A 12901-nucleotide genomic window follows, 5' to 3' on the forward strand; every position below is an offset into this window, starting at 1 on the left:
CTCAGGCTGCCTCATCCTCTAACACGAAGTAAGCCACCTCCTGCCGCAGGATCTCCGCGCTTTCGCGCATGGCGCGGCTGGCTGCGGCGGCTTGCTCCACGAGCACCGCGTTCTCGCGAGTGGTTTCATCGATGCCGTGGATGGCGCCGTTAACGCGGGCAATGCCGTCATTCTGGCTCCGTGTCGCGTCCATGACCGAGCCGACCAGGCCGGACAACTCGTTCACACGCTCGCCGATGCCGGTGAGCACGGCGCCCGCGCGGTCGACGGAATCCACGCCGGCCTGGACGGCTTCGTCGCTCTCGGCGATCAGGCTGCGGATGTCACGTGCCGCAGCGGCGCAGCGCTTGGCCAGATCACGCACTTCCGAGGCGACCACCGCGAAGCCGCGACCGTGCTCACCCGCGCGTGCGGCTTCAACGGCCGCGTTCAGTGCGAGCAGGTTGGTCTGGAAGGCGAACTGGTCGACCACGTCGAGCACTTCGGTCATGCGTTCGGTACTGCGACGGATCTCGCGCATGTTGCCGATGGCGTCCATCGCCACGCGGTGGCCTTCGTCGGTCATGGAGCGCGTCTGCGCTACGGCGCTATGCGCGGCCTTGGCATGGCTGAGTCCGCCGGCCACCGCGCTGGCCATGTCGTTCATCGATGCCGAGGTGGAACGCAGGTGCCCTGACTGGGTGCGCGTACGGTCGTTCAACGCATCGTTACCACGCTCGATACCGCTGGCCGCCTGGGCCACGTGGTCGGCGCGATCGCGCACCTGCACCACGACGTTGCCGAGCTGGGTATCCATGGCCGCCAGCGACGACAGGAGACTACCGATCTCGTCGCCGCGTCCCACGTCGATGCGGGCGCCCAGCGTGCCGCGCGCAATGGCGGCTGCGACCCCGGATGCCTGGCGAAGCCGACGGCCCAGCGAACGGATGATCGCGAGGTCCACGACGCTGGCCAGGAGCAAGGCGATACCGAGCAGGATCGCCGAGGTGATGCCACCGCGACGGATGTCCTCATGCTGCGCCTGGGCCTCGGCCTTGCCGCCATCCAGCGCCAGCGCGAACAGATTGGAAAAGTCGCTCTTGAGCGGACCCACGGCGGACTGCACATCGTTCGACAGCTGCAGTTGTGCGAGATCGTACTGCTCCGCCTTGAGCAGCTCGATCACGTCATCCACGGCCTTGTCCGCCGCCTTTCGGTGCTCGGCAGCGAGTGCCACTCCCTTGCTCTGCACCTTGCCCAGACCGCTGGCTACCAGCGATTTCCATTGCTTGTCGATGTCGTGGCGATCGCTGCCGATGGCGGTGACCGCATCATCGACCGAGGACGGCAGGCGGGTGAGCGTCGCATGCACGAGGGCGTCGAGCAGATCGTTGTAATCGTTCTGGATGCGGCCGACGTCGGCCACGGGCGCAAGCGTCTCGTCGACGACGGATTGCAGCCGCTGGTCGGCGGTGCGCAACTGCACGCCACCGACGATCCATAGGGCGAGAAGGAGAAGGATGGTGCCAGCCATGCGCATCAACAAACGGGCGCGGAGCGTCAGCACAGGCAACGGGATTCGGGGAAATCGCATGGCGTACTCGGGGGACGGGGATGCCTCCCTGTCGGCCGCCTGTTCGCCAACTTTAGCGTTATTTTTTGCAGGTTATGCTTTTATTTCAGTGGCTTGAATATCTCGTTACACGCCAACAGGAAGCTGCGCTTCGTAGGTCACCATGTGTAACCCGGTGCCCGTGTTTTTAGCCACGCGCTTCGCCGACGCCGCGAGACTCGCCACGGTCTCCGGGTCGACCGGATAGGCATCGACGAAGCACGCCACGCCGACCGCCACCGTGGTGACCGGAAAGAACCGCTGATGCCCGTGGCGATCCTCGCTGTCGATGCCCCCGCGCACGCGATCGGCCTCATCGAAGAGGTTGCCACTCATCGCATTGAACCGCAGGCGCATGCCTTCGCAACGTGCGACCCAATCGTCACCCTGGAAGATGACGAGGAAATCGTCTCCACCGATGTGCCCGACGAAGTCGGCATCCTGGCGAAGGTCGCCCGTGAGTGTGCTGGCGAGGAGGCGGATCATCTCGTCGCCGCGAAAGTAACCGTACTGGTCGTTGAAGGGTTTGAAGTTGTCGAGGTCGAAGTACGCAGCGGCGAACGGACGGCCTGTCTGCAATAGACGCACGATATGTTCGGTGACCGGCAGGTTGCCCGGGAGAAAGGTCAGCGGATTGGCATAGCGTGCGGCTTCCACGCGAATTTCGGTGACACGGCGCACCAGCGCTTCGCCGGTGCCCAGCCCGAGATAGCGCCCGTGCGAGGTAATGATGAAGCCGTCGCTCAGGTATCGCTGGTCTTCACCGCGCAGGATATCGGCCATGCTTTGCAACGACATCTCTTCGTCGCAGAGCAGTGGCTCCGGATGCATGAAGCTTGTGCATGGCTTGCGCCCGAACAGCTCGCGCGCAAACGGCTGCGCCATGCGCTCGGTAAACGTGCGCCGGTTGACGATGCCGACGGGGAGTCCTTCCTCGACCACCGCGACGGCATGCAAACGCGGATGGGCCGCGAACAGATCCACCACGTCTTCGTTTGATTGCGTCGGCGAAACACACGGTGCATCGATCAGCATGTGGCCGGCTGTGAACGGCCGTGCCGACACCGGACCGCGCGGCCGCGGCGGGACCGGCACGTGGGTGACGGACAGCGCAGCGATAACGTTCGCCGGTGCCTCGATGGTCGAGCCGGGGGACGGCCGCGCTATCAGGAAGCCCTGCGCATAGGGAATGCCGAGCTCACGAAGCATGAGAAGGTCCGCTTCTTCCTCGACACCTTCACCCACCAGCTCCGCGCCCAGCGTTTCAGCCACCGAGATCAGGGCACGCACAATGGCGAGGCGCTCGACGCTGTGTGCCAGGCCGTTGATGAGGTAGCGGTCGATCTTGACGATTTCCGGATGCACCTCGTTCCACATCTCGAAGTTCGAATGCCCGTTACCGAAGTCATCCAGCGCGACGCGAATGCCGCGTGCGCGCAGGAAGCCGAGCGCGTGGGCCAGCCTCGCCGGGTTATCGACGATGTCGCGTTCGGTGATTTCGATCGTTACCCTGCCCAGGTCGAAGCCCGGAATGGAGAGTGCTTCGAGCACGTCCTCGGCACGTACGCCGTCCYGCATGATCGCCTGGGCACTGAGATTCACGAGCAGGCGACCGGTGAGCGCACGCGCCGCAAAGCTCGTGGCGACGCAATGCGCCGCCGCGAGCTCGAACTCGCCGAGGCGCCCGCGCGCGCGCGCAAGGTCAAGCAGGTCCGGCGGGGTGAGGTTGAAGTGAGGCAAGGACGAACGAATCAGCCCTTCGTGCGCCACCACTTCACCCGTATCCACACGAATCACCGGCTGGAAAACCGCCGTCAGCGAGTCTCCCGCCAGGGCCTGCTCGATCAGCGACGGTTCGCGACCGCCGGTAGGGGTGTTCATAGGCATCGTCATCGGAGGGCCGGGGAACTGCGAGGGGTAACGGCCGAGCGCGACAATACTTTAGAAAAACCGTTTGCAATCAGTTATTTCGCTTTTATTACAAGCGACGTTACGCGTCGTCGTCCGCCGCGGCAATCAGGCGCCGACGAGCACCTGGCTGTCGACGTTCCAGCGGTCGACCACATAGGCCTCACTAGCGACGGTAAGCGGGGTGTACGCGCAGTTGCCATGGCGATAGCTCGCGTAGTCGCCGCCGCCGCGCAGTGCGCCGAGGAGCGCCGTCAGGCAATGACCATGCGTGATGACGGCGACGCGGCGATAAGGCAGCACATGGAGGGCCTCGAGGGCCGGCAGTGCGCGTTGTGCGACATCGCTCAACGATTCGCTGCCGCCGGCGGCAGCGAGCGGATCGTGACCGCGAACCACCTCTGCCCATTGCGCGTTCTCAACGAGCGCCTCCGCGACGAAACGGCCTTCGAGTTCACCAAAGGCGCGCTCGACGAAGCGTTCGTCGACGCTGACTTCGCAGCCGATGATCTCCGCAACGACTTCGGCGGTATGCAATGCGCGACCGAGTGTCGACGAGACGATGTGCTCAACGCCCTGTGCGGCGAGGTTGCGACCCAGAGCCTGCGCCTGCTCGATGCCTGCGGCGGTGAGTGGACTATCGGCCCGCCCTTGCGCGCGGCCCGCGATATTCCATTCCGTCTCACCGTGGCGGGCGAGGATCACATGTTCGAGCATCGCGCGGGTCGTCCGTGCAGGTGTGGGGAACGGCATAGTCTAGAGGTTTCAGCGCAGCTGGCTGTCTTTGCTGCCGCGGCGGTTGTAGCCGCTGAAACTGGCGTTATCGCGATCGGCCTGTTCCTGGCAGGCGACACACAGCCGCACGCCGGGCACCGCCTTGCGGCGTGCTTCGGGAATGGGCTTGTCGCATTCCTCGCAACGCTCGAGGCTCGGCCCCTTCGGCAGGTGGCTGCGCGCTCGCTTCACCGCGTCCTCGATGGTCGCGTCGATCTGGTCCTGCACGGCGGTATCGCCCGCCCATCCGGTTGCCATGGGTCACCTCCCGGCGGCTAGCCTCAGAGTACCGATATGGTGGCAAGCCGTTGGTTTCAAAGGGCGTGACCATGCCACCTCACCCGCGCGGTTCATCGTAAATGCCGAACTCGGTAATACCTGGCTGCTGCCCGGTCACACTCAACCTCACCTGGCTGGCCGTGGTCCGAGGCACCTCATGGAACTGGTAGTGCGAGGGCTTCTCACCCGACACCAGCGCGACCCACGCACCATCGCGCTCCACTTCAACTTTGTAGCTGGCGATGCGACTCGTCTCGCCGTATCCCTCCGCGCCCACCGCTTCGACGATGCACAACGTATTGAATGCCACCGGCTGCTCGAAACGCACTTCGATCCAGGCGTCGGTCTTGCCGCGGTCGGCCAGCCAGTAGCTGCGGAAGTTGTCGTCAAATGCCTGGTCGGGGCCGACGGCCTCATCGCTGGCACTGGCCCAGGCGGGCTTGCCGGCGGCGAGATCCGGCGTGGTGATCGTCACCGAGCGGCCGATCTTCGGCGCCGGACCCGTGTTTTTCCACAACTGGCCGATCTCGGCGAGGCGGGCCACCGCGTTGTCGTCGAAGCGGCCATCGCGGTTGGGCGCGACGTTGAGGATGAGGTTGCAGTGGTTGTCGTTGAACGGGACAAGCCACTCGTCGACGATGGTCTTCGCCGAAGCGAGTTCCGAGGTCGGATACGCCTTCTTCCAGAACCAGTCGCTCTGCAATGTCGTGCCCGATTGTGAGGGAACGGGGCTGTTCGGCGGAATCTTCTGGCCCGCGTGTTGTTCGTACTGCTTGATGTCCGTGTAGTAGAGGGCCGTACCCGGGTAGCTGCCCGCGTTGTGGTCGGTGACCAGGCAATCGGGCTGTAGCGTCTTCACCAGATCGTAGATGTCACGGTAAGGCAGCTCGGCGTAGGAAATGCGCGACCACGATGCGTTCCAGCCATCGAGGATGAGCGCCGTGAGCGGGCCGTACTGGGTAAGGATCTCGGTGAGCTGCGCCTTGATCAGCGCGATCTTCTCCGGCGTCACCGTGCGTGCGCGGATATCGGCACGCAGGTCGAGGATGGAAAAGTATAGGCAAACCTTGAGGCCCGCCTTGCGGAAGGAGTCCAMGTAGCGGCGCACCACGTCATGCGGGTACGACGACTGCATGACGTTGGCACTGCCGGTTTTCGTCGGCCACAGGCAGAAGCCGTCGTGATGCTTGGTGGTGAAGCACGCGTAGCCCATGTTCGCCGACTTCGCCGCCCGCGCCCACTGGTCGGTGTCGAGGTGCTTCGGATCGAACAGTTTGGGCGACAGCGCGGGGTCGCCCCATTCGCGCTCCTCGAACGTGGCCATGTTCAAGTGGATGAACATGCCGAAGCGCAGGTCGAGGAAGGCCTGCTGCAGCGTCTGCATCCGTTGCGGATCCACGGCGACATGCTTGCCTGCCGTCGTGGCGATCGCTCCTGCCGAGGCTGCGTCGGCCCGCGATGCGTACCACGATCCACTTCCGATGACACTGGCCACGGCCAGTGCCTTGGCGAACTCACGTCGATTCAACGGCCGCGCTCCACATGGGATGACGACCGACTTTCGCTGCCAGCGTCGCGCCTGTCAAACGGCAGCGATGCGTTCCGTGAACTCAGTGGAACATTTGCAACGCGACGACAGCCACCATGGCGAACAAGACGAACACGACGGCATAGAGCGTCCAGAAGATGCTTTTCGGCGCCTCTTCGACCAGGCCCGTGCGCTGCCAGTTGGCGATGCGGGTCAGCTGGCCTTGCAGGTAGAAGGTAGTGAAGAAGAACAGCGTGATGCCACCGATCGCCATGGGCAGCCCCCGTTCGATGCCGAAGCGCTTCAGCGATGCGGACATCGAGAAGTAGCCGATCACGACGAAAGCGACATCGATCAGCTGTAAGACGTAGTACAGCTGCGAGTCGGGGCCCGCGAAGGCGCCGCTGAGGCCGACGACCAGGCCGATGGCAAGGTACGTCGTCGCGCGGCTGGCCGGATCGATCTTCTTCACCCACGTCGACTGGATGAACATCCAGACCAGGATGAAGATGCCCAGCGTCAGCACACCGAACAGGAAGACCAGGCCCCAGTGAAGCGAGGGAGCGACGGGAGCGGTATCGCGTGCCGCGACGGCGACGACGACGGAGGCGCGAGGCGCGAGGCCCGGCGGAGGTACCTCGAACGAGGGAGGCTCGTTGAAGGACGCGGCGGCAACGTTCTCGCGCAGGAATGTCTCCAGCGGCGACCATTCGCTCATCCCCTCACGCCAGCACAGGCTGCCGTTGTCGAGCATGCCCTGCTGATGCCAGCGCTGAACGAGCGCCAGCGCATACGGCCCGAATCGTTGCCCGTTCAGGCCCAGCCAGATCTGTACGTCTTCCAATGCCCCGCCCCTGTTTCCGCGTGATGAATCACCGCGCGGCCATCATACAGAGCCACGACTGCCCCGTCAGAGCGTGTCGAAATGCGCTGGCGATCCGCCGTGGAAGTGTTCGACGAGCATGTTCACGAAGGCCGACACCTTGCCGGACACGTGACGCTGCGGCGGATACAGCGCCCACACTTCGATGGAGCGACCGTCCACCTCGCCCCACGATGCCAGCGTGCCGGCGGCGATGTCGTTGCGAATGAGTGAGGCCGGCATCATGGCCGCACCGGCACCTTCACGCACCGCGTCATACACCAGGGCCATGGAGGAAAGACGAACCACCTCGCGCGGCAGCATCGTCTTCGTCCGGCCTTCGGTGCCCAGCCGCCATGCCGACAGTTGACTGCCGCCGAGCACGATCGCCGGAAAAGAGCCGCCATCGGCAGGTTCGGCAAGCGATGGCGCCGCGGCAACCACGAGCCGGTCGCGAAGAAAGCATCGGCCAGCGAGCTCGGTCGAAGGCGCGGGGTTTGCACGAATCACGACATCGAAGCCCTCCTTGAGCGGATCGACGAAGCGGTCGTCCACCACCACCTCGAGGTGCACGGCCGGAAAGTTCATGGCGAAACGGGCGGCGAGACGTCCCAGGCCCCGGTGCGCGAAGAGCACCGGGGCGCTGACGCGAAGCGCGCCCTGCGGAGCGCCAGCACGGGCGACCAGTCCCTCGGCCACATCCTCGATGCGGCCGAGCATCGCGTGGGCCTCGGCGTGCAGGGTCGCGCCTTCCTCGGTCAGCCGGAACGGGCGGGCGCCACGCTCGATCAGGCGTACGCCGAGCGCGTCCTCGAGTTCACGGACATGCCGCGAGAGCGTGGCCTTGGGGCGCGCCGTGACGCGGCTGGCCGCTCCGAAGCCGCCGTGAAGCGCGACGGCATCGAAATCCGCGAGAGCGAGGAGGTCCATGGTCGTTCCACCGATGAGACGAGGTGTCCCGATTCTGCGGCTTTCGTCCCCCCGATGGAACGCCCAATCTTTGTCTCATCCACCCACACAAGGCCACTGATCATGAGCATTCTCGTTACTGGCGCCACAGGCAACATCGGCTCCGCCGTCACCGCGCGACTGGCCGAAGCAGGCGCCGATGTGCGCGCCCTCACCCGCAGCCCGGACACGCTGAAGGCACCCAAGGGCGTTCGTGCCGTGGGCGGCGACCTCACCGACATCCCCTCGGTGCGCGCCGCACTCGAGGGCGTCGATACCCTCTTCCTGCTCAATGCCGTCACCGCCGATGAACTGACGCAAGGCTTGGCGACCCTGGGACTCGCCCGTGATGCCGGCATCCGCCGCATCGTCTACCTCTCGGTCCTCAATGGCGACCGCTTCGCCGACGTACCGCACTTCGCCGGCAAGTACACGATCGAGCGCGCCATCGAGCAGTACGACCTGCCGGTGACGGTGCTGCGCCCGTCCTACTTCATGCAGAACGATGCGAGCCTGCAGGTGCCACTCACCGAGCATGGCGTCTATCCGATGGCGCTCGGTCAGGTCGGCGTGTCGATGGTGGACATCCGCGATATCGCGGATATCGCCGCCGCGGCCTTGCTGCGTCGTGAGCGGTCGCCGGGGGCACTGCCGCGCGAGGTCATCGAACTGGCGGGACCGGATGCACTCACCGGTGAGTCGGCTGCACGCATCTGGAGCGACACGCTGGGCCGTCCCGTCGCTTATGGTGGCGACGATCTCGATGTCGCCGAGGCGGCGATTGCCCGCAACGCACCGTCGTGGGCCGCGTACGACCTGCGCCTGATGCTCGCCCGCTTCCAGTCCGAAGGCATGCTGGCCAAAGCCTCCGCCACCGACATCATGACCTCGCTGCTCGGCCGCGCACCGCGGAACTACCGCGACTTCGCACGCGAGACCGCGGCCGCCTGGAAGCAGGCGTAACGCGAACGGCTCAGGCCGCCGCCTTCATCGCCGCGATGTCGATCTTCTTCATCTGCATGAGGGCGGCGACCGAGCCGGGGCTCTGCACCAGCGCCTCAATGTCGTCCGGCACGATCTGCCAGGACAGGCCGTACTTGTCCTTGAGCCAGCCGCAGGCCTGGGCGCTCGGATCGCCGCCGGCAGAAAGCTTGCTCCAGTAATGGTCGATCTCGGCCTGGTCGTGGCAGCGCACGACCAGCGACAACGCTTCGTTGAACGTGAAATGCGGCCCGCCGTTGAGCGCCGTGACCTGCTGGCCGTCCAGCTCGAAGGCCGCCGTCATGACCGAATCCACCGGTCGACCGGAGGCCTCGGACGACTCTTTCGTGTATCGGGTGATGCTCGTAACCCGTGAATTCGGGAAGATCGAGACATAGTAGTTCGCGGCTTCCTCGGCCTGGGTATCGAACCAGAGGAAGGGCGTGATGCGCTGGAAGCTGCCTGACATGGTGACCTCCTTCGTTGGGACGATCGGGCAGGCCCGGTGTCAGTCAGCCTGCTCGGCCTTGTGCTGCGGGTCGCCCGAACCGGTATTGACCGGCTCGACCGGCTTGGGACCCTCGGCGTGGCCGGGATCGCCGGATCCGGTGGTCGGTTCGTCGTAGGGGTCGCGCTCTTTCATGAGGGGCTCCGCATTCCGAACGCCCAGCAGACCACCACTGCCGTCAAAGCAACGTTCAAGGCGGCGGGCTCATGGTCGCGCTACGCTGTGGCGATGACTCCTCCCGAAAGCGAAGCCGCACGACGTTGGACCCTGGTCGCCGCGGTCGTCGGCTCGGGAATGGCCTTCGTCGACGGCACGATCGTCAACGTCGCCCTGCCGGCCATTCAGCGGGCCATGAATGCGACGACGGCGGACGCGCAGTGGGTGATGGAAAGTTACGCGCTGCTGCTCTCGGCCCTGTTGCTGGTCGGAGGCGTGCTGGGGGACCACTATGGACGGCGCCGGGTCTTTGTCATCGGCGCGGTGGTTTTCACCCTCGCGTCGCTGGGCTGCGCCGCGTCCGAAAGCATGACGTGGTTGATCGGCATGCGCGCGCTGCAAGGCTTTGGCGCCGCCTTGCTCATTCCGGGCAGCCTCTCGCTGATCACCTCGGCCTTTCCGAAAGAGCGTCGCGGCGCCGCCATCGGCACATGGTCGGCATTCAGTGGCATCACGGCAGCGATCGGACCCGTGCTAGGCGGCTTCCTCGTCGAGCATGTGTCCTGGCATTGGGCCTTTCTGGTGAATCTGCCTTTGGGCATCGTGCTCATCGCGATCTGTTACTGGCGGGTACCGGAAAGCAAGGGGGTCGATGCCGGTCACATCGACATCGTGGGCGCCGTGCTCGCGACGATCGGGCTGGCCGGCGTCATCTACGCGCTCATCGAAGCACCTCTGCACGGTTGGGTCTCGCCTGCCGTACTGACGTCCGCTGTCGTCGGCGTCGCGGGGCTGGCGATCTTCGTCGTGGTGGAGATGCGCATCGCCGCGCCTATGCTGCCCCTGGGCCTCTTTCGTGATCGCGACTTCGCCGGCGCGAACGTGCTCACCCTGCTGCTCTATGCCTCGCTCGGCGGCAGCCTGTTCTTTGTTCCGCTCAACCTCATCCAGGTACAGGGCTACGGTGCGACGGGGGCGGGTGCCTCCCTGCTGCCCTTCATCGTGATCATGTTCGCGCTGTCGCGATGGACCGGTCGGCTGGTCGACGTGGTCGGTGCGCGCCTCCCGTTGATCGTCGGGCCCACCCTTGCCGGCGCGGGCTTTGCGCTCTATGCGTTGCCTGGCGTCGGCGGTTCTTACTGGACCACCTTTTTTCCGGCCGCCTGCGTGCTGGGTCTCGGCATGAGCATCACCATCGCGCCGCTGACGACCACGGTGATGAATGCCTTGAATCCGGAGCTTGCCGGCACGGCGTCGGGGGTGAATAACGCGGTGTCGCGCGTAGCTGGCCTGCTGGCTATCGCGGTGTTCGGCATCGTGCTGACGCAGGGCTTCGACGCGGCACTCCAGGAAGGCCTTGCTTCGGGCATACCCGCGGACGTGGTGCAGAGCGTGATGGCGCAAAAGGCGAAGCTGGCCGGCATCGCGGTGACGAACGACGCAGCGCGGCACGCTATCGATGCGGCATTCGTCGCGGGGTTCCGGCGGGTGATGTTGCTTTCGGCGGGGCTGGCGGTGCTATCGGCCATCGCGGCCGGGTTGATGATCCGACCCTCCCCAAAACCAAAATCCATGTAGGAGCCGATTCATCGGCGAATGGGTACTCGCGGCACCCTGGCCCGCTGCCGCGGGATCGCCGATGAGTCGGCTCCCACGAAAGCGGGACGACGATCTCGATCAGAAGCCTTTCTGAATCTGCACCCAGGCGCGTGTATCGTGCGCCTCGCCGGCCAGCGCCGGGCGCACGCCGATCGGATGCGAAACATCGGCGCTCAACGACCACTGGTCGTCGCCCTGCCAACGCATGCCCAGGCCGACGTCCTGCATGTGCGCGCTGTTCGTACCCGGTGCGAAGCGATCCTTGTAGAGGTTCACGCGGCCGGCATCGGCGAAAGCCAGCGCCGTCCAGGTGCCGGGAAGACCCAGGTGCAGGCTGCGACGGAACTCGAGGTTGACCATCTGCCCCTGGGAGCCGGCCAGCACGCCGGTGTCGTAACCGCGAACGTTGTTGGCACCGCCCAGGTAGAACTGCTCGGCCGTGTCGAGGTTCTTGTTCGCCCACTGGCCCTGGAAACCGAGGTAGATCGCATTGTTCTCCGACAGCTGCTGCAGGCGCGCCACCGAGACGGTGTACTTCAGGTAGTGGCCCCGGGTCTGCGCACTGATCGCATCGATGAACTGCGCGAAGGCGTCATCGAAACCGAGCAGGCCGTAGGTCGCGGCGACATTGAAGTTGGTCACGCCATGCGCATCGCGCTGGTCGCCGGCCAGTGTCGCGGTCCAGCCGTAGGTGTGACGCAACGTCCGCACGCCGACGATGTCGATCGAATCGTTGAGATGACGGCGGTCGTAACCGAGCTGGCCGTAGAGGTTGCCGTCGGTGGAGCGGATGATCGGCTGGCTGACGAACAGGCTGGCAACCTGTGCCGTGCCGTGTGCGTCGAGCACGCGAAGGTCGCCCTTGAGCTTGTAGTCGAGCGATGAAACGGAAGCACCGACCACCGTGCCTTCGCCGTTGAGGAGATAGCGATAACCGAGGCGACCGTAGTTCATGTTCGAACCCGCCGAGAGCGCGGTCGCATCGAGCAGGTCGCCCTGGTGCAGCAGGCCGTTGACGTTGAACGTACCCGTCAGCCGCGCGCGGCCGGTGTACTGGTTACCGTAGTCGTCGAGCGCGACCAAGCCCGTGTAACGCGGACGGTCGTCCGTGCGTACGGCGAGGTCCGAGGTGCCCGGCTCGTCGCCCGGGCGAAGCGCCGAGGTTTCCATCACGCCCGGAATGTCACCCAGCAGGAGCAAGCTGCGATCGAAGCCGTGCGAGGTGATCGGCGCGCCACTCGTGAGCGGATCCAGCGTCGCCTTCAGGGGGCCGTCGTGCGTGACGCTGTGATTCTCGAGCACCACCTTGCCCAGGCGCGCTTCCTGCACGGCGATGCGTACCGTACCGCCGCTGAGCGTCTGGGCGGGCACGTAAGCGAGTGTCAGCGGGTAACCCTCGGCGCGATACTCGGCGGTGATCCGGTCGGCGAGCGCATTGAGCTCGCGCAACGTGATGTCCCTGCCCTCGCCCGACGCGACCAGTGCGTGCAGGGTCTCGACGGGAATCAGGGTCGCACCCGTGATCTGGATGGTCGTGACATGGAACGGCGCGCTGTCGCCCTGGTCGGCCGCGGCCTGCGGTACGACCTTGAGCCCCGTGTCGTCGGCCTTCTTCGGCTGCGGTGCCACCGGCACCTGGCGAAGCAGGTCACCGCTCTGTGGCGGGCGCACCTGTGCCGTGGCCGTGGCGGTCAGTGCGAGGAGGATGCATGCGCCAAGAAGGTTCGCGGCGCGCTTGGGAAGATTTGCCATGGTCATCAGGAAGCC

Annotated in this window: 12 protein-coding genes; 2 read left to right on the forward strand and 10 right to left on the reverse strand. The window is 65.4% G+C overall.

Annotation, left to right across the window (positions count from 1 at the left end):
* Window position 1: 1 nt before the first annotated feature.
* The 7 genes from AC1DT2_RS00310 to AC1DT2_RS00340 form a co-directional block, all read right to left on the reverse strand.
* Window positions 2-1573: a methyl-accepting chemotaxis protein gene (locus tag AC1DT2_RS00310; protein WP_477293343.1), complete on the reverse strand. Its 1572-nt coding sequence runs from the start codon at window positions 1571-1573 to the stop codon at window positions 2-4.
* Between the two features lie 105 nt (window positions 1574-1678).
* Window positions 1679-3472 (reverse strand): GGDEF domain-containing protein, encoded by a 1794-nt coding sequence (locus tag AC1DT2_RS00315; protein WP_477293345.1) that lies wholly within the window; start codon window positions 3470-3472, stop codon window positions 1679-1681.
* 135 nt (window positions 3473-3607) lie between these two features.
* Window positions 3608-4216, reverse strand: coding sequence for a histidine phosphatase family protein (locus AC1DT2_RS00320; protein WP_477293347.1), 609 nt, complete (start codon window positions 4214-4216; stop codon window positions 3608-3610).
* A gap of 48 nt (window positions 4217-4264) precedes the next feature.
* Entirely contained in the window at window positions 4265-4531 is a 267-nt protein-coding gene (locus AC1DT2_RS00325) for a DksA/TraR family C4-type zinc finger protein (RefSeq protein WP_477293349.1), read from the reverse strand.
* A 79-nt stretch (window positions 4532-4610) separates the two neighbouring features.
* Window positions 4611-6080 (reverse strand): alpha-L-fucosidase, encoded by a 1470-nt coding sequence (locus AC1DT2_RS00330; protein ID WP_477293351.1) that lies wholly within the window; start codon window positions 6078-6080, stop codon window positions 4611-4613.
* Window positions 6081-6162: 82 nt separating this feature from the next.
* Window positions 6163-6924 carry a DUF4339 domain-containing protein gene (locus AC1DT2_RS00335; RefSeq protein WP_477293353.1) on the reverse strand — a complete coding sequence of 254 codons (762 nt, stop codon included), beginning with the start codon at window positions 6922-6924 and terminating at the stop codon, window positions 6163-6165.
* 66 nt (window positions 6925-6990) lie between these two features.
* Complete coding sequence (locus tag AC1DT2_RS00340; protein ID WP_477293355.1) at window positions 6991-7872, reverse strand: LysR family transcriptional regulator; 882 nt, start codon at window positions 7870-7872, stop codon at window positions 6991-6993.
* Between the two features lie 102 nt (window positions 7873-7974).
* Between AC1DT2_RS00340 and AC1DT2_RS00345 the strand changes: the two genes are divergently transcribed.
* The gene (locus tag AC1DT2_RS00345; protein ID WP_477293357.1) at window positions 7975-8853 is read left to right on the forward strand and encodes an NmrA family NAD(P)-binding protein; all 879 of its coding nucleotides are present in this window, start codon (window positions 7975-7977) and stop codon (window positions 8851-8853) included.
* A 10-nt stretch (window positions 8854-8863) separates the two neighbouring features.
* On the opposite strand, the gene AC1DT2_RS00350 is transcribed toward AC1DT2_RS00345, so the two are convergent.
* Window positions 8864-9340: a VOC family protein gene (locus tag AC1DT2_RS00350; protein ID WP_063571296.1), complete on the reverse strand. Its 477-nt coding sequence runs from the start codon at window positions 9338-9340 to the stop codon at window positions 8864-8866.
* A 39-nt stretch (window positions 9341-9379) separates the two neighbouring features.
* The gene (locus tag AC1DT2_RS00355) at window positions 9380-9514 is read right to left on the reverse strand and encodes a hypothetical protein (RefSeq protein WP_255548713.1); all 135 of its coding nucleotides are present in this window, start codon (window positions 9512-9514) and stop codon (window positions 9380-9382) included.
* 93 nt (window positions 9515-9607) lie between these two features.
* Between AC1DT2_RS00355 and AC1DT2_RS00360 the strand changes: the two genes are divergently transcribed.
* The gene (locus AC1DT2_RS00360; protein WP_477293360.1) at window positions 9608-11113 is read left to right on the forward strand and encodes a DHA2 family efflux MFS transporter permease subunit; all 1506 of its coding nucleotides are present in this window, start codon (window positions 9608-9610) and stop codon (window positions 11111-11113) included.
* A gap of 99 nt (window positions 11114-11212) precedes the next feature.
* Here the strand turns inward: AC1DT2_RS00360 and AC1DT2_RS00365 are convergent, their stop codons facing one another.
* Window positions 11213-12886 carry a ShlB/FhaC/HecB family hemolysin secretion/activation protein gene (locus AC1DT2_RS00365; RefSeq protein ID WP_477293362.1) on the reverse strand — a complete coding sequence of 558 codons (1674 nt, stop codon included), beginning with the start codon at window positions 12884-12886 and terminating at the stop codon, window positions 11213-11215.
* Window positions 12887-12901: the final 15 nt, after the last annotated feature.

Source organism: Luteibacter sp. P4_E6 (genome assembly GCF_056401535.1).

Coding starts and splice junctions, on each gene's coding strand:
- AC1DT2_RS00365 (WP_477293362.1), bottom strand. CDS start 12,886: ATGGCAAATCTTCCCAAGCGCGCCGCGAACCTTCTTGGCGCATGCATC.
- AC1DT2_RS00350 (WP_063571296.1), bottom strand. CDS start 9,340: ATGTCAGGCAGCTTCCAGCGCATCACGCCCTTCCTCTGGTTCGATACC.
- AC1DT2_RS00345 (WP_477293357.1), top strand. CDS start 7,975: ATGAGCATTCTCGTTACTGGCGCCACAGGCAACATCGGCTCCGCCGTC.
- AC1DT2_RS00340 (WP_477293355.1), bottom strand. CDS start 7,872: ATGGACCTCCTCGCTCTCGCGGATTTCGATGCCGTCGCGCTTCACGGC.
- AC1DT2_RS00360 (WP_477293360.1), top strand. CDS start 9,608: ATGACTCCTCCCGAAAGCGAAGCCGCACGACGTTGGACCCTGGTCGCC.
- AC1DT2_RS00325 (WP_477293349.1), bottom strand. CDS start 4,531: ATGGCAACCGGATGGGCGGGCGATACCGCCGTGCAGGACCAGATCGAC.
- AC1DT2_RS00320 (WP_477293347.1), bottom strand. CDS start 4,216: ATGCTCGAACATGTGATCCTCGCCCGCCACGGTGAGACGGAATGGAAT.
- AC1DT2_RS00355 (WP_255548713.1), bottom strand. CDS start 9,514: ATGAAAGAGCGCGACCCCTACGACGAACCGACCACCGGATCCGGCGAT.
- AC1DT2_RS00310 (WP_477293343.1), bottom strand. CDS start 1,573: ATGCGATTTCCCCGAATCCCGTTGCCTGTGCTGACGCTCCGCGCCCGT.